The following is a 16,276-nucleotide window of genomic DNA, read 5'->3' as shown; positions in this document are numbered from 1 at the left end:
AATGTAAATAAAAATCGTAAGAAAGCGTGTAAAAACGTAATAAAGTGTAAGATTTTACTCTCAGAAGATATATTTTTGCTTTAATGAAATTTTTACTTTGGCTATTTTTTAACAATGGCATGTAAAAAAACCGCCTTTTGGGCACTTTTTTACCAAGATCTGATTATTTCTCTTTGTTTTTGCTTCGCAACCAGCGACAATTTACGCTCTTAATATAGGAGCCCTTAATGTTATTACAGATTCTAATTTTACTTGTTTCACTTGTTACTCTGGTATGGAGTGCTGATAAATTTGTTTTTGGTGCCTCATCATTAGCAAGAAATTTTGGTATCTCACCGATGATTATTGGTTTAACTATTGTTGCCATGGGTTCATCTGCTCCAGAAATGATGATTGCAGCGACAGCATCTTTAGACGGTAACAATAATACAGCTATCGGTAACGCAATCGGTTCAAACATTACTAACATTGCTTTGGTACTCGGTATAACAGCATTATTTCAACCTTTAAACGTATCCTCATCAACGGTAAGACGAGAAATTCCATTAATTTTAATTGTTACCGCCCTAGCCTATTGGATGCTTTCTGACGATTACTTTGGCTTTAACGAAGGCTTATCACTGATGATCGGCTTTTTTGTTTATATATTTGCGTTACTTTTTATCACCATAAGAGCCTCTAAAACTCGGCCAATTGATGATCCATTGATCATTGAAGCTGAACAAGAAGTGCCTGACGCGGTTAGCAAACCTAAATCTTTACTTTGGCTAGTCGTTGGTATTATTTTCTTACCTATGAGTGCTAGCTACCTGGTCGATTCATCCGTTTTTATTGCTAAAGCATTTGGCATAAGTGACTTAGTGATTGGTTTGACCGTTATTGCCGTTGGCACAAGCTTGCCAGAACTTGCTGCAAGTATTATGAGTATTATCAAGAAAGAAGATGATTTAGCGCTAGGGAGTATTATTGGCTCTAATATCTTTAATATTTTGGCCGTACTCTCGCTCGCTGGCTTAATTGCACCGGGCGAAGTAGATTCAGATGCCGCAGCACGTGACGCTCCTTACATGCTTGGCGTTACCGTATTATTATTTATACTGTGTTTTACTCGTCGTGCCGGAAAGTTTTGCATTGGCCGCTTAAAAGGTTTGTTATTAATAGGCGCTTTTATCGCTTATCAAGCGCTACTTTTTAGTCAAATAAAGCAATAACAAACACTATAATAGCAATTTACAAAATAAAAACGGGCTAATAATGAACGATTTCAAACAACTAGCGTTAGACGTTATTCACATAGAACAACAGGCTATTGCAGAGTTAGCCCAGTACATTGATGAGAACTTTGAATATGCCTGTCAGTTAATGTTTAACTGTAAAGGTAGGGTTATTATTGCTGGCATGGGCAAGTCAGGCCATATCGGTGGCAAGATTGCTGCAACGCTGGCGAGCACCGGCACACCTTCTTTTTTTGTTCACCCTGGTGAAGCAAGTCACGGTGATTTAGGTATGATAACCGGTGATGACGTCGTGTTAACTATTTCGCACTCGGGCGAAACCAGTGAAGTGTTAGCAATAGTGCCAGTCATAAAACGTATTGGCGCTAAACTTATTGCGATGACGGGGAATCCAGCCTCAACCTTAGCAAAACTAGGCGATACCCATGTCTGTGTTGCTGTTTCACAAGAGGCTTGTCCACTAGGATTAGCGCCAACATCAAGTACCACAGCAACCCTAGTAATGGGTGATGCACTCGCTGTTGCCTTATTAAATGCTCGCGGCTTTACCGCTGACGACTTCGCACTCTCTCATCCCGGTGGTAGTTTAGGAAAACGCCTATTACTACGTCTTAGCGATATAATGCATAGTGGTGAGCGCTTACCAACTGTAAATGCTAATGCTAAAATTAAGGATGCGTTGGTTGAAGTATCATTAAAAGGTTTGGGGATGACGGCGGTAGTCGACGAGAGTGGTCAATTACAAGGCTTATTCACTGACGGAGATTTACGTCGTATTCTTGATGAACGTATTGATATACATCTTGATACTATTGCATCAGTGATGACAAAAAATCCCACTGTGGCTCATCAAGATATGCTAGCCGCCGAAGGCTTAAAAATCATGGAAGACAAAAAAATTAATGGTTTAATTATTGTTAATGACAATAATATACCTATTGGCGCAATGAATATGCACGACTTACTAAAATCAGGTCTTATCTAATATGCAAACACTCTATGGCGAAATTACTGACACAGCATTCAATACCATGAAAAAAATAAAGCTGCTGATATGTGATATTGATGGCGTTTTTTCTGATGGCCGTATTTATTTGGGTAACGATGGTGAAGAATTAAAAGCTTTTCACACTAAAGATGGCTACGGCATAAAAGCATTAGGCGCCAGCGGTGTCGATGTAGCGGTGATCACCGGGAGAACATCAAATATTGTCGCAACACGTATGTCAGCCTTAAATGTTAAATATATAGTGCAAGGTGAAGAAAATAAATTACCCGCCTTGAAAACGATGGCTAAGCAATTAAAGCTATCCCTCGAGGAAATTGCTTATATTGGTGATGATATGCCTGATTATGAGTGTATCAACGCTGTAGGCTTGGGTATTGCTGTTAAAGATGCCCACCCAAGTATTTTATCTATCGCAAATTACACCACTTTTAACCATGGCGGTTTTGGTGCTGTTCGAGAAATATGCGATTTAATCATGCTTAGCCAAAACACCTTAGCAAATGCTTCGGGTGCGAGTATATGAATCGACTTTATAGTTTAACCTTGTTGTTTTTTCTAATTGCGGGAGGCGTTTACGGTATAATTGAATGGAGAAATTCCTCAGCACCACAATTACAAGCGATTGATAAGACGCTGACCCCTGATTTTATTGCCGAAAATTTACACAGTAATGTTTATAAACATCAAGGAAGCTTAGCTTATGTTGTTGATGCCCATCGTATGGAACATTACCCTGAGTTAAGTATTACCAACTTTGAGTTTCCTCAATACACACTTCATCCAAAAAATGATGCGCCCGCATGGAAAATATCTGCCAATGAAGGCATATTATACAATAACAACCGGGTAAAATTAGCAAAGCATGTCCGCCTGTTAGCAACAGATCCCGATAGCTTATTACAAGAAGTTCAAGGAAAATACTTTGAACTTGATCTAAAAACTAACATCATAAGTTCAGAACAAGAAATTAAAATTATCGGTAAAGGATTTACCATCGATGGTAAAGGTTTAATTGTCGACTTAAACACCAACCAAATGACACTAACTAAACATGTGAAATCAATTTATGAAATTGTTAAAAAATAGCCTACTGTGCTTATTGTTATCAACTCCGCTATTTTCGTCAGCTTTCGCTGAAAAATTTGATATAAAACAAAAGATTGAAATTAACGCTTCAAGACAAGCCGTTGATCTTAAAAATAAAATATTCAGCTATATTGATAACGTGGTGATCACTCAAGGTTCATTAGTTATACGTGCTGATTTAGTACAAGTGCTGACTCAATCTGGCAGTGAAGAAAAAACCTATATCGCTAAAGGGAAGCCAGCAACCTTTAAACAAACCTTAGCCGATGGCACTCCTCTTAGCTTACAAGCAGACGAAATAAGATATGAGCCCGCAAATAATTTAGTGATAATTTCAGGAAATGCGTTATTACAGCAAGAAGGTAGTGAGGTTAGTGGCAGTAGAATTACTTACAATATTGCCACTCAGTATGTTAATGCTGAAAGTAAATCTAACGAACGCACTAAAACGATTTTTCAGCCGAAAGAAAAAATTAAAGCGACAACCACAGACGCGAAAACTCAGGAAAAAATTAATTTATGAGCACTAGCACCCTAATGGCAAAAGGCCTTGCCAAAGCCTATAAAGGCAGAAAAGTGGTTAAAAATGTCAGTATGCAAGTTTCAGCAGGACAAATAGTCGGTTTACTGGGCCCAAATGGTGCCGGAAAAACAACTTCTTTTTATATGATTGTGGGGTTAGTTGAAAGTGATAGTGGCGATATTATCTTAAATGACGAAAACCTGACGTTAGCGCCTATGCATGAGCGTGCGAGAAAAGGCATCGGATATTTACCACAAGAAGCCTCTATTTTTCGAAAACTCAGTGTTTACGACAATATTATGGCTATTTTACAAACACGAAAAGAATTATCAGATGCTGAACGCGAAGAAAAATTAGAACATCTTGTTGAAGAATTCAACATAGGTCATATCAAAGATAATTTAGGCATGAGCTTATCTGGTGGTGAACGCCGCCGAGTAGAAATTGCTCGCGCATTAGCTGCTGAACCAAAATTTATTTTATTAGATGAACCTTTTGCTGGTGTTGACCCAATTTCAGTAGGTGATATTAAAAAAATTATTCTACACTTAAAAGAACGTGGCATTGGTGTGTTGATCACTGATCACAATGTACGTGAAACTCTCGATGTATGTGAACATGCGTATATTGTTAGTCATGGTGAACTTATTGCAGAAGGTACTGCAGATCAAATTCTTGCAAATCAACACGTAAGAGATGTATACCTTGGTGAACAATTCACGCTATAGTAGTCAGTAAATGAATAGTATCTTCGTATGAAAAAAACGAAAATATCCCATTAAAAATAATAGGAAGTTAATGACCTAAATGCGCCCTACTCTACAACTCCGCATAGGACAACAATTAACCATGACGCCACAATTGCAGCAAGCAATCAAATTGCTGCAACTGTCTACGTTAGAGCTTCAACAAGAAATTCAGGAAGCCTTAGAAAGTAATCCATTATTAGAAATGGATGAGTCTTCAAATAATCCCGAAGATAAAAGTACTGACAACCTTGAAGAAGCTCACACTGCCGGTAATGGTGACGTTAAAGAAGCCCCTGCTTCTGATGGTAGCGAAGACGCTACGCCTACCATTGATGAAATCACCACCACTGAAGCCATGGACAAGAACGATATCCCTGAAGAATTAAACATGGATACCACTTGGGATGATAACTACACGGCCGGTGCAGCAAGTTCAAGCTCAGGCCCAGCTTCAGAAGATTATACTTACCAAGGCGAGACTCAAGACTCCATTCAAGATCATTTGCGCTGGCAAATGGAATTAAGCCCTTTTACCGAAACAGACCGCGCTATAGCGACAGCAATTATTGATGCTGTTGATGACGCCGGTTACTTAACGGTATCTAGTGAAGACATTTTAGAAAGTGTTGCCATTGAAGGAGTAGAGCTTGATGAAATTGAGGTGGTACTAAAACGTATTAACCTCTTTGATCCTGTCGGTGTCGCTGCTCGTTCTATTTCAGAATGTTTAATCATTCAACTTAATCAATTTGACCCCGCTACACCTTGGTTAGCAGAAAGTAAGTTAGTTTTGCGTGACCATATTAATCTGCTGGGTAGCCGAGACTATCGTACATTAATGCGTAAAACTCGACTGAAAGAAGAGCAACTGCGCGAAGTGGTGCGTCTTATTCAATCACTTGATCCTAGACCCGGCGATAGTGTGATGAAGAGTGACGATCAGTATGTTATTCCTGATGTGTCTGTTGAAAAGAAAAATGGCCGTTGGGTGGTCGAATTAAACCCTGATACTGCGCCAAAACTTTCGGTGAATCAGCAATATGCTTCGATGTCACGTTCGATGAAGTCGACAGCGGACACACAATTTATTCGCTCAAATTTACAAGAAGCTAAATGGTTTATTAAAAGCTTAGAAAGCCGTAATGATACCTTATTAAAAGTGTCAAACTGTATTGTGCAACGTCAAATTGGCTTTTTTGAACATGGTAATGAAGCCATGCGTCCAATGGTTTTAAATGATATTGCCGAAGCTGTCGATATGCATGAATCAACCATTTCACGAGTGACGACACAAAAGTACATGCATACGCCACGTGGAATTTTCGAACTGAAGTTTTTCTTCTCAAGCCATGTTGGCACCGAAAGCGGTGGCGAATGCTCATCAACAGCTATTCGTGCATTAATCAAAAAATTTGTTGCTGCCGAAATCCCAGCAAAACCACTTAGTGATAGTAAAATGGCTGATTTATTAGCCGATCAAGGGATAAATGTAGCTCGACGCACCATAGCAAAATATCGAGAGTCACTTTCTATTCCACCTTCTAACCAACGAAAAAGTTTACTTTAACGAAAAGATGAGGAATTAAGCTTATGCAAATTAATCTTTCTGGCCACCATGTTGACATTACCGAAGCTTTACGAGAAAACGTCACGACTAAGATGGCAAAATTAAGCCGACATTTTGATCATATCAATAATGTTCATGTTGTTCTCACCGTTGAAAAATCAAATCAAATTGCTGAAGCGACTGTTCACGTTAGTGGCTCTGATTTACATGCAAAAGCTGAAAATGCTGACATGTATGCCTCTATTGATAGTCTTGTTGTTAAGCTTGACCGGCAAATATTGAAGTACAAAGGTAAAACGAATCAGCATTAATGCTGTTTATCGCCTGTTCACTCACCAAAGAATCTAAGTAGTATAATGAAGTTGCAAGATATCCTTACCCTTGATTGCACCCTGTGTGCGATTAAGGGTACAAGCAAAAAAAAACTCCTTGAAATAATTAGCACAACTGCGGCAAAAAAATTCGACAATATTGATACTCATCAATTATTCGAAAGCTTAATGGCGCGTGAAAAGGTTGGCTCTACCGGCATAGGAAATGGCATTGCGATTCCTCATGGTCGATTAACCAACACGTCACAAGTTATTGCTGTATTGCTGACCAGTGAACAAGCCGTTGAATTTGATGCGATAGACAACCGTGCTGTCGATATTATTATTGCGTTATTTGTCCCCGAAGAAAACTGCCAACAACATTTAGATACCTTACAAAGTATTGCGCAAATATTTAGTACTAAACAGTTCGCAAAGCAAGTAAGAAAATGCCAAAATTCGCAAGAGCTTTTTACTTTAATAAAGCATGCTAAACGTTAATAAAATCTAATAATAATCCAGGAAAACTCAAATGAAACTCTTGATAGTCAGTGGTCGCTCAGGGTCAGGTAAAAGTGTCGCCTTACGTGTACTCGAAGATTTAGGCTACTACTGTGTCGATAATATTCCGGTGAATTTATTGCCTGCATTAGCGCATACCGTTATTAATGATTACGACAAAGTAGCGGTTAGTTTAGATGTACGTAACTTACCCAATGATCCTAATGACGTTTCAGAAATATTAGATTATCTACCAAAAACAGTAAAACTCGATATTCTGTATTTAGATGCTGATGACTCTGATCTTATTCGACGTTTTAGTGAAACGCGTCGTTTACATCCTTTGATTAAACAAAATATCCCACTCGACCAAGCCATCTCTTTAGAGAAAAAGCTGCTTGAGCCTATTTCCACGCGTGCGGGTTTGTATATTAATACCAGCCAGTTATCACCTCATCAATTATCTGATTTAGTGCGTGAGCGAATTTTGGGCAAAACCTCGGCATCTATGGTGGTGGTGTTTGAATCTTTTGGCTTTAAACACGGTGTACCACAAGACGCAGATTATGTTTTTGATGCACGTTTTCTGCCTAACCCTTTTTGGGAAACAGACTTAAAAGGTTTTACCGGTTTAGATCAACCCGTGCGAGACTTTCTTGCTAGCCAACCGATTGTCACTAAATTTATCTGGCAAATTAACAGTTTTATGATGACATGGTTACCCCACTTAGAAAGAAACAATCGCAGCTATATTACTATCGCCATTGGTTGTACGGGTGGAAAACACCGATCGGTTTATATTGCAGAAATATTAGCAAACAATCTTAGAAAAGAACGCGAAGATGTTCAGTCTCATCATCGCGACATTAAAATACAAAGCACTTAATAACGGTCACTGTATGCCAAAATATAATAAATCATTAACCATTAGCAATAAACTGGGATTACATGCACGTGCTGCCACTAAACTTGCCCAGTTAAGCCAAAAGCTTAATGCTAACGTTACTATTTGCTTAGAGGGCAAAGAAGCTGATGCCAGTAGTATTATGGGGTTAATGTTACTGGCCGGTGGCTTTGGAAAAACCGTAGAGGTGATTACCCAAGGAGAAGATGCTCAACAAGCACTTGACGATGTATGCCAGTTATTTTCTGATAAATTTGATGAAGACGAATGATAAAAAGACTGAATAAAAAATAAAGTTACGTTATCATTCATTACAACACCTTAGCCAGCGCATCTTGACTAAGATATAAACAATATAATTTTCGTATTACTGCGGCACAGGAAAACTTTATGCCGGAAATATCAGAGCAACAACAAAATCATCAACGCCTGCAACAAGTCAATAAAGCACTTGGTAGCGGTATGTTTGTGCACGTTCGAAAATTACTACAGAACATGCCAGCTTATGATATTGCTTTAATATTAGAGTCATCTCACCCGAAAAGTCGTGCCGTTTTATGGCAACTTATCGACGCTGATAATCACGGTGAAGTACTTGAAGAACTCAATGAGGAAGTTCGAAAAGGTATTTTAAAAACTATCCGCCCTGAAAAATTAGCCGCCGTTGCTGAAGGCATGGATGTTGATGATTTAGCTGAAGTTTTACGTACTCTACCCGATAGTGTTTATCAAGAAGTATTAAGTGCTATGGACTCGCAAGACCGAGGTCGAGTCGAAGCCGCGTTATCATTTGAAGAAGATACCGCTGGCGGTATCATGAATACCGATACCATAACAATTCGTCCCGATGTAACGGTTGATGTGGTATTGCGCTATTTGCGCTTACGGGGTGATTTACCTGAAGCGACCGATTCTTTTTATGTGGTCGATGGTAAGAATCACTTTATTGGCGCCGTTTCTCTAGCGGCGATCATTACCGCTAAACCTGAAATTATCGTCTCAACACTCATTGATAAAGATATTGAAGCAATTCAAGTGCATTTGTCTGATAGTGACGTAGCGCAACTCTTTGAAAAATTTGATTGGTTCTCTGCACCAGTTATTGATGATGAAGGCCGTTTGCTTGGTCGTATCACGATAGACGATGTTATTGATATTATTCGTGAGGATGCCGAACATTCAATGATGAGTATGGCGGGCTTAGATGGAGAGGCAGATACCTTTGCTCCGGTTTTAAAAAGCACGCAACAACGCTCTATTTGGCTTGGCGTTAATCTCATTACCGCACTACTTGCCGTTGCTGTATCGAGTATGTTCGAAGGTGTTTTAAGCCAACTGGCTATTTTAGCTATTTTAAATTCTTTAGTGCCTAGTATGGGTGGTGTTGCCGGTAACCAAACCTTAACACTGGTTGTTCGCGCCATTGCGCTAGGCCATGTTGGCGACTCAAATGCGAGAATACTTATTCAGAAAGAACTTGCTGTTGGTTTTCTTAATGGCGTTATCTGGGCGGTATTAATTGCTGGTGTTGTGGCTATTTGGCAACAAAATTTAATGCTTGGTGGCGTTATAGCCTTTGCAATGTTAATGAATTTAACCGCTGCTGGTATCGCTGGTGTCGCTATCCCGCTGTTTTTGAAAAGGATGAATATTGACCCTGCTCTCGCTGGTAGTGTGATATTAACAACGATTACCGATGTGGTCGGAATATTCGCTTTCTTAGGTACTGCAACTTTATTCCTAACCTAAACTAGATATTGGCTTATTGAGATCTTGATACCTTTTCAAGATCTCAATACTAGCCTGTTGGTTTTAATAATCAAATGTACCTTATTAAAATAACACGATTTGATTAATTGCCGCCAACCTGCATCTCTTCAATTAACAATGAACCCGTTAAAATACTGCCTCGTAAGTCAACATCACTACCGACAGCAACTAAGCCTTTAAAGATATCAGATAAATTACCCGCAATGGTAACTTCTGATACCGGGTAAGCAATTTCACCGTTTTCAACCCAGAAACCGGCAGCGCCACGTGAATAATCACCATTGACTACATTAACGCCTTGTCCCATTAATTCAGTGACAAGAAAGCCAGTACCGAGTTTTTTCAACATGGCATTAAAGTCACCGCCATTGGCAGAACCTTTGGCATTAATTTGCCAATTATGAATACCACCGGCATGGCCAGTAGATTTAAGTCCTAGCTTACGTGCTGAATAACTGGTTAATAGATAGGTCTCTAAACAACCATCGACAATAATTTCACGGTCAACCGTTTTGATGCCTTCACTGTCGAAAGCACTACTCGCTAACCCTTTTAAAATATGAGGGCGTTCACTGATATTTAAAAAGTCAGGAAAAACTTGTTTGCCAATAGCGTCCATTAAAAAAGATGATTTACGGTATAAATTACCACCGCTGATCGCCGCTATAAAATGTCCAAAAATGGAATTAGCAATGTCGGCACGAAACATCACCGGCACTTTTCCTGTCGGTAATTTTTGAGCATTTAATCTCGAAAGCGCTTCTTTTGATGCTTGCACACCAATAGCGATGCCATTATCCATTAAATCAAAATCACGATTAACGGTGTAAGCATAATCTCTTTGCATATCATCACCTTCAGAGGCGATCATTACGCAGCTTAAACTATGGCGAGAGCTTGGATAGCCAACAATCTGCCCATTGCTATTGCCATACACTTTATAGCCTTCAAAGCTATCAAGTGATGCACCATCTGAGTTAGTAATACGAGGATCATACGCTAGCGCACTATCTTCACATTCTTTGGCGAGTTGAATAGCTTGGTCTGTTGTTAAAACTTTTGGGTGATATAAGTCTAAATCAGCAGGCGACATTTCAAGCATGTCCTTGTCTGCTAATCCTGAACAGTCGTCAACAGAGGTATACTTTGCAATATTAACCGCCGCTTGTACTGTTTGTTTTAACGCCGCTTCTGATAAATCTGCGGTTGAAGCACTCCCTTTACGACCTTGCTGGTAAACAGTAATACCCAATGCACCGTCATTAGTAAACTCAACCGTTTCAACTTCACCAAACCGCGTACCAACACTTAACCCTTGTTGGCGGCTTATAGAAGCTTCAGCTGCATCTGCTCCTAGCGATTTTGCTAAGTCGAGTACTTGTGCTACACGTTGCTCAACGTCTCTTAATTGTTCGTTCATCGATTGTTTAGCGTTCATCGTTTCAGTCATAATTTATTGTTTTCTTCTATAAATGCAGGAAATTGGAGAATATGCGCTGTATACCATAAGCACTTACGAGTATAATAGCGATAATTATCACTTTAATAACGAATATTATGCCCGACTCTGCTAACGATATCGATGAATTAGATGAAGAATTAAAAAGTAAATCAGAAGTAAAGCGCGAAATGATCCAGTTACAAATCTTTGGACAGTCGCTTATTGATTTATCTAAGCATCAGCGCAGTAAAATTCCTTTTACTGAGGAGATTAAGGACGCCTTAATTTTAGCTGATAAAATTAAAAACAAACATGAAGCATTACGTCGCCATGTTCGCCACTTGGCAAGAATATTATCAGAATCTGATTTAGAGCCAATTAAACATGCTCTTGATGTTATGGCAAATAAGCATCAACAAGAAACAGCTAAGTTTGTTAAGCTTGAAAAGATGCGTGATGACGCTATTGATGAGGGTAATGACTTTGTTGAAGCTTTACTGAACGAGCATGAGTCGATGGAAAGACAAAAGCTACGTCAATTAGTACGACAAGCGGCAAAAGAGAAAAAATCAGAAAAGCTTGGCAAGTATTACAAAGAGCTATTTGATTATCTAAAACTTCATACTAGACAGATAAACTAGTCGTTTATCTATAAAAAAACCTGCATCAGCAGGTTTTTTTAATACTAAATTTTATTCATTGCTAAGTGACAATAAAGCTAAGTAGCCCAAATGCACTGGCTACTTATTAAGACGCTTATTGAAAATAGCACAGTAGATAATCGTTAAAAGTGCTTATTTACTTGCACGCGATACGTATTCACCCGTACGCGTATCCACTTTAACTGTCTCACCAATTTGAATAAATAGCGGTACACGAATAACCGCACCGGTATGTAAAGTTGCTGGTTTTCCACCCGTACCGGCAGTATCACCTTTTAATCCTGGATCTGTTTCTGTAACATCTAGATCAACAAAATTAGGGGTTGTTACTGTGATAGGTGAACCATTCCATAAAGTAATGGTACAAAGATCGCCTTCTTTTAACCATTTAATACAATCTACAACTGCTTTTTCATCAGCGGCAATTTGCTCAAAGGTATCATTATTCATAAAATGCCAGAATTCACCGTCAGCATACAAGTAAGCTAGCTCGGTTTCCATTACATCAGCGCCTTCGCAAGACTCGCCTGATTTAAAGGTTTTTTCTAAGACTTTATTAGAAATAAGTTTACGAATTTTTACGCGGCTAAAGGCTTGGCCTTTACCTGGTTTTACTAATTCGTTTTCTAAAATGTTACATGGTTCGCCGTCAATCATTAATTTAAGGCCAGCCTTAAATTGGTTTGTACTAAAATTAGCCATATGAATGTTCTCTTATACTCAAACAAATAACGCAGAGATTTAAATTGAAATTACAAATGCCGCAGATAATACCCCAAATAAGCGAACAATTGCACATTTCTTGGCAAAAAGAGTTAAGTAATGTCGTTACAGATCCGAAAAAGCTTTTAGATATGCTAGAAATTGACAGCCAAGATTATCTGCAACACTTTTCAGCACGTAAGTTATTTCCGGTCCGTGTACCCCGACCTTTTATTACAAGAATGAAAAAAGGCGACTTTAACGATCCGCTGCTTAAACAGGTTATGCCACTCTCTGATGAGTTTGTTGTCTCTGATGGCTATTCAATGGATCCACTAGAAGAGCACGACACTGTTGCCGAAGGCTTATTGCATAAATATAAGCACAGAGTCTTGATGATTATAAAGTCAGGTTGTGCAGTTAATTGCCGTTATTGTTTTCGTCGCCACTTTCCTTATGATGAAAACAGTCCCAATAAAGTTCGCTGGCAGCCGGCGCTAAAATATATTGCCGATCATCCTGAAATTAATGAAGTGATTTTCAGTGGTGGCGATCCTTTAATGGCAAGTGATGATCACCTACAGTGGCTTATTGAACAACTTGAGCCGATTAAACATTTGACACGCTTGCGTATTCATACGCGTTTACCCATTGTTATCCCGCAGCGCATAACAACATCATTAGTGAACATTTTGTCTGAAACTCGATTAAAGGCAACCATGGTTTTACATATTAATCACCCTAATGAAATCGATGATGAAGTAAAGCAAGCACTCGAAAAACTTCGTTTGGCAAGAATTCCTTTGTTCAATCAAAGTGTATTATTAAAAGGAGTGAACGATGACGCCAAACTCTTATGTCAACTCAGCGAAACTTTATTTGATAGTGGTATTCAACCTTATTACTTACATATGTTTGATCCCGTACAAGGGGTTGCTCACTTTGATATTTGTGAAGAAGAGGCAAAAATAATCGTCCAAAAAATGATGGCGATATTACCTGGCTTTTTAATGCCAAAATTAGTACGAGAAATTGCGGGAGAAGCTAACAAAACGCCCATCAATTTGGCATAATAGCGGTATATCAAAACAATCGTCAATATAGAGACACTATGAGCGCAACTGTTAGTAAGCAACTCGTTGATAATATTTCAATTATTTTAAAAAAATCGCTAGCCGCTGATGCGACTTTAGCCGATTTAAGAAAAAACAAGCAAGCAAGCTTTGAGGCAATATTTAAAGCAGACGCTGGTTTCAAATGTTCGGCAAATACTTTTCAGCCTTATGTTGAAGAAGTCGCGAACGATTTAATTTTTTGGCAAAAAACATCAGATCAACAAACGCTAATAGATACGGTAAAGAAAATAGAAAAGCTTTTTACCGTTTTAGCGAACTTTGAAAACAGTGCAACGGTTACCCATTAACGGTACCGCTTAAAAGTAAAAATAAAAAGGCCATCTTTATTGCACTATAAAGATGGCCTTTTGCTTTATATAACGTTAAAAATGTGACGCTTATTTATCAACATAGTCTGCAAAAGCATCTTTAAACCAATCATCAAGCAATTTTTTTTCATAGCCTAACGCATTATTTCTATATTTTAAGCGTCCACCCATCATAAAACTCATATCTTTTAAATTAACATTGTCGCTAAGTATTATGACTTTCTCAGCATTTATTAATGTAAATGATAGTTTTATTCTTGGAAAATAAAGGTCTTTAATCACTCTAATTTGATGTAGACCGCTGGCGAGAACGTCACCCGCTAAATCAATGTCTGTTACGTCTATATTAAGTATTTGAGATGCGGGTAATGCTTTAGCAAGTTTGGATAAATGTTTTTCAAATTCGTTAAACATATTTTCTCGAAAGCGTTTTCGACCTTCCGTTCCTGAATCAATATCTCGGTATTTATCAGGCTCCGTCCAAGTGATGTTCACCTCAGCAGCTTGTGCTGTAGGAATCGTTAAGATCAGACTGCCTAGTATTAAAGCAGTCAATAAAGTGAATAGTGGTTTAATCATCATATATCCTTAACCATAAAGTTTATTAATGCCGAGTGATTTTTTTATATTTACCCTGAATAAAAACGGCCCTAAAATTATCTTATCCATAGTTACACAGGTTACCAAACTTTACTGCTTTAATCGCTGTTGTAAAAAATCTACAACCCTTTTATGACGCATTTTTACCGCTGAAATATTGAGGTGACAAATATCGGCTATTTCTTGAAATTCCAAACCTGTGCGGTAACGTAGTAGCATAATATTACGATCAGCAAAGGACAGGTTAACCATTAATAATGAAAGTGCTGTCCCAAAATCTTCGTGGCTATTATCATCATTGGTTATACTTTCAAGATATTCATCATTGTGTTCGATAGTATCCCAACGGCGATCTCTTATTTTATTGATACATTCGTTATGGGCAATTTTAAATAGCCATGCTTTAAAAGATACCGCCCACTTAAAGTTTTTTAAGTGGGCGAGTACCTTTATAATTATTTCTTGTACGACGTCTTCGGCATCAGGCTGATGCTTAAGTAACTTTACACAGTATCCTTTTAAAACAGGTAAATAAGGTGTAATTAGTTGCTGAAAAAGACGCGTATCATAAGGTAGGCTTGCTTGCACTAAGGTAACAAGCTCGCGTTCATTAAGCGTAGTCAAACCGTAAAATAAGCCTCAACTATTGCTTAATAACTTTATTAGCTAATAAGAAAGTATTCGGTATCGTCGTTAGCGACTCATCGGCTGCCATCACTTTACTCGCAACACTGCCAATAACAGCTAAGGTACCCTTAATGTCTGTTACTTCAATAACGTCACCTATTTGGTACATCTCTCGAAGGTAAACGCCAGCAACAATTTCTTGGGCCATGGCTTTAGTGCCGATACCTAAAGAAATAGCCGCCGCTAAACCGACACTGCCAATAAGTACTGTCATGATGTTATTTAGCAGAGAAACATCTATGTCTAATTGCGTAATAGATAAAGAAACAGTAATAACGATAATAATACCGCGGCATACTTCGGCAACGGAACGGCCATAGTCAACACCAGTATTCTTAGCGGCTATTTTTACACCATTAAAAACAATTTGCGCAACAAAGAAGCCACAAATTAAGACAGCGAGTGAAGCAAGTAATTTAGGTAAAAACAACACCAAAGTGTCGATTAAGCCGGAAAGTACGGTTAAGCCTAAAATATCTAGAGCCGCTAATAAAAAGATAAGTAAGAAGAATGTCGAAATAAGACTAGCAACAACTTGGCTACCCGTTAAAGTAACATCCATTTTTTTCAGCAGTGAATCTAGACCCAGTTTATTTAAAAACGTATCAAAACCAATTTTAATTAATGATTTATTAAGAAAGTTTTTAATGAGTGTTGAAATAATCCAACCGACAAGTAGAAATAAAATAGCGACAATTAAATCAGGTAAAAAAGTAACCACTTTATGCCAAACAGTTATTAAGCCAGAGTAAGCTTTATCTGTGATGTTTTCAGTATCCATTATCTATTCTCATTATTAGTTATGCTATTGCTTGTTATTTTTGGGCAAGGTGCCATCTGTTTAAATATCGGTTTTAAAACTTTCATAAATAGGCTAATAAAAACAACCCAAAGTGAAGCTAAGCCCAATGCAACAAGATCTTTTGTACCTTGCTGATTATTTGCTGTTAAGGTTGCGCGCTTAAAAAGCTGATCATCTGATGTACTAAAAGCAACATCTGCATCACAGCTTAATTCTTTCGCTAAACTCTTTTCTATGTCTTTCATCTCATCCTCGAGCAATAGTTTTATCGCTTTATTCTTTA

At 38.3% G+C, this 16,276-nt stretch carries 21 protein-coding genes; 15 read left to right on the top strand and 6 right to left on the bottom strand.

What is annotated here, in order from left to right; all coding sequences use genetic code 11:
* Positions 1 to 227: 227 nt before the first annotated feature.
* The 12 genes from H4J70_RS02505 (at position 228) to mgtE (ending at position 9,634) form a co-directional block, all read left to right on the top strand.
* Positions 228 to 1,211 carry a calcium/sodium antiporter gene (locus tag H4J70_RS02505; RefSeq protein ID WP_182176370.1) on the top strand — a complete coding sequence of 328 codons (984 nt, stop codon included), beginning with the start codon at positions 228 to 230 and terminating at the stop codon, positions 1,209 to 1,211.
* A 43-nt stretch (positions 1,212 to 1,254) separates the two neighbouring features.
* On the top strand, positions 1,255 to 2,220 hold the full coding sequence (locus tag H4J70_RS02500; protein WP_182176371.1) for a KpsF/GutQ family sugar-phosphate isomerase: 966 nt from the start codon (positions 1,255 to 1,257) through the stop codon (positions 2,218 to 2,220).
* 1 nt (position 2,221) lies between these two features.
* Positions 2,222 to 2,767, top strand: coding sequence for a 3-deoxy-manno-octulosonate-8-phosphatase KdsC (gene kdsC / locus H4J70_RS02495; protein ID WP_182214627.1), 546 nt, complete (start codon positions 2,222 to 2,224; stop codon positions 2,765 to 2,767).
* A complete protein-coding gene (gene lptC / locus H4J70_RS02490; RefSeq protein ID WP_182214628.1) occupies positions 2,764 to 3,330 on the top strand; it encodes an LPS export ABC transporter periplasmic protein LptC in 567 nt (188 codons plus the stop codon). Before kdsC ends, lptC begins: the two co-directional genes overlap by 4 nt.
* Entirely contained in the window at positions 3,311 to 3,853 is a 543-nt protein-coding gene (gene lptA / locus H4J70_RS02485) for a lipopolysaccharide transport periplasmic protein LptA (RefSeq protein WP_070374881.1), read from the top strand. The genes lptC and lptA overlap by 20 nt, the downstream gene beginning before the upstream one ends.
* Complete coding sequence (lptB, locus tag H4J70_RS02480; protein WP_070374882.1) at positions 3,850 to 4,581, top strand: LPS export ABC transporter ATP-binding protein; 732 nt, start codon at positions 3,850 to 3,852, stop codon at positions 4,579 to 4,581. Before lptA ends, lptB begins: the two co-directional genes overlap by 4 nt.
* Before the next feature lie 79 nt (positions 4,582 to 4,660).
* A complete protein-coding gene (locus tag H4J70_RS02475; protein WP_182214629.1) occupies positions 4,661 to 6,169 on the top strand; it encodes an RNA polymerase factor sigma-54 in 1,509 nt (502 codons plus the stop codon).
* A 23-nt stretch (positions 6,170 to 6,192) separates the two neighbouring features.
* Positions 6,193 to 6,480, top strand: a complete 288-nt coding sequence (hpf, locus tag H4J70_RS02470) for a ribosome hibernation promoting factor (RefSeq protein ID WP_146798691.1) — start codon at positions 6,193 to 6,195, stop codon at positions 6,478 to 6,480.
* Between the two features lie 45 nt (positions 6,481 to 6,525).
* Entirely contained in the window at positions 6,526 to 6,981 is a 456-nt protein-coding gene (ptsN, locus tag H4J70_RS02465; protein ID WP_182214631.1) for a PTS IIA-like nitrogen regulatory protein PtsN, read from the top strand.
* A gap of 31 nt (positions 6,982 to 7,012) precedes the next feature.
* The gene (gene rapZ, locus H4J70_RS02460; protein WP_182176378.1) at positions 7,013 to 7,867 is read left to right on the top strand and encodes an RNase adapter RapZ; all 855 of its coding nucleotides are present in this window, start codon (positions 7,013 to 7,015) and stop codon (positions 7,865 to 7,867) included.
* A 13-nt stretch (positions 7,868 to 7,880) separates the two neighbouring features.
* Positions 7,881 to 8,156: an HPr family phosphocarrier protein gene (locus tag H4J70_RS02455; protein WP_182214633.1), complete on the top strand. Its 276-nt coding sequence runs from the start codon at positions 7,881 to 7,883 to the stop codon at positions 8,154 to 8,156.
* A gap of 119 nt (positions 8,157 to 8,275) precedes the next feature.
* Positions 8,276 to 9,634 carry a magnesium transporter gene (gene mgtE, locus H4J70_RS02450; RefSeq protein ID WP_182214634.1) on the top strand — a complete coding sequence of 453 codons (1,359 nt, stop codon included), beginning with the start codon at positions 8,276 to 8,278 and terminating at the stop codon, positions 9,632 to 9,634.
* Positions 9,635 to 9,737: 103 nt separating this feature from the next.
* Here mgtE and pmbA read toward each other — a convergent pair whose 3' ends face one another.
* Complete coding sequence (gene pmbA / locus H4J70_RS02445; RefSeq protein WP_404842431.1) at positions 9,738 to 11,105, bottom strand: metalloprotease PmbA; 1,368 nt, start codon at positions 11,103 to 11,105, stop codon at positions 9,738 to 9,740.
* 107 nt (positions 11,106 to 11,212) lie between these two features.
* On the opposite strand from pmbA, the gene yjgA reads away from it, so the two are divergent.
* On the top strand, positions 11,213 to 11,737 hold the full coding sequence (gene yjgA, locus H4J70_RS02440) for a ribosome biogenesis factor YjgA (protein WP_182214636.1): 525 nt from the start codon (positions 11,213 to 11,215) through the stop codon (positions 11,735 to 11,737).
* Between the two features lie 153 nt (positions 11,738 to 11,890).
* Here yjgA and efp read toward each other — a convergent pair whose 3' ends face one another.
* Complete coding sequence (efp, locus tag H4J70_RS02435) at positions 11,891 to 12,460, bottom strand: elongation factor P (protein ID WP_070374890.1); 570 nt, start codon at positions 12,458 to 12,460, stop codon at positions 11,891 to 11,893.
* Positions 12,461 to 12,516: 56 nt separating this feature from the next.
* Between efp and epmB the strand changes: the two genes are divergently transcribed.
* Positions 12,517 to 13,533, top strand: a complete 1,017-nt coding sequence (gene epmB, locus H4J70_RS02430; RefSeq protein ID WP_182214808.1) for an EF-P beta-lysylation protein EpmB — start codon at positions 12,517 to 12,519, stop codon at positions 13,531 to 13,533.
* 38 nt (positions 13,534 to 13,571) lie between these two features.
* On the top strand, positions 13,572 to 13,883 hold the full coding sequence (locus H4J70_RS02425) for a hypothetical protein (RefSeq protein ID WP_070374891.1): 312 nt from the start codon (positions 13,572 to 13,574) through the stop codon (positions 13,881 to 13,883).
* 90 nt (positions 13,884 to 13,973) lie between these two features.
* On the opposite strand, the gene H4J70_RS02420 is transcribed toward H4J70_RS02425, so the two are convergent.
* The 4 genes from H4J70_RS02420 to H4J70_RS02405 all read right to left on the bottom strand — a co-directional run bounded on the left by H4J70_RS02420 (position 13,974) and on the right by H4J70_RS02405 (position 16,238).
* Positions 13,974 to 14,483 carry a DUF3016 domain-containing protein gene (locus H4J70_RS02420; RefSeq protein ID WP_182214638.1) on the bottom strand — a complete coding sequence of 170 codons (510 nt, stop codon included), beginning with the start codon at positions 14,481 to 14,483 and terminating at the stop codon, positions 13,974 to 13,976.
* 111 nt (positions 14,484 to 14,594) lie between these two features.
* Positions 14,595 to 15,128 carry an RNA polymerase sigma factor SigX gene (gene sigX / locus H4J70_RS02415; RefSeq protein ID WP_182214639.1) on the bottom strand — a complete coding sequence of 178 codons (534 nt, stop codon included), beginning with the start codon at positions 15,126 to 15,128 and terminating at the stop codon, positions 14,595 to 14,597.
* Positions 15,129 to 15,147: 19 nt separating this feature from the next.
* On the bottom strand, positions 15,148 to 15,972 hold the full coding sequence (locus H4J70_RS02410) for a mechanosensitive ion channel family protein (RefSeq protein WP_182214641.1): 825 nt from the start codon (positions 15,970 to 15,972) through the stop codon (positions 15,148 to 15,150).
* Positions 15,972 to 16,238: a hypothetical protein gene (locus H4J70_RS02405; protein WP_182214642.1), complete on the bottom strand. Its 267-nt coding sequence runs from the start codon at positions 16,236 to 16,238 to the stop codon at positions 15,972 to 15,974. Before H4J70_RS02405 ends, H4J70_RS02410 begins: the two co-directional genes overlap by 1 nt.
* Positions 16,239 to 16,276: the final 38 nt, after the last annotated feature.

This window comes from Colwellia sp. BRX8-9, assembly GCF_014077245.1.
In the GTDB taxonomy this organism is placed as follows: Bacteria; Pseudomonadota; Gammaproteobacteria; order Enterobacterales; family Alteromonadaceae; genus Colwellia_A.
This window is presented reverse-complemented; position numbering and strand designations above follow the sequence as displayed.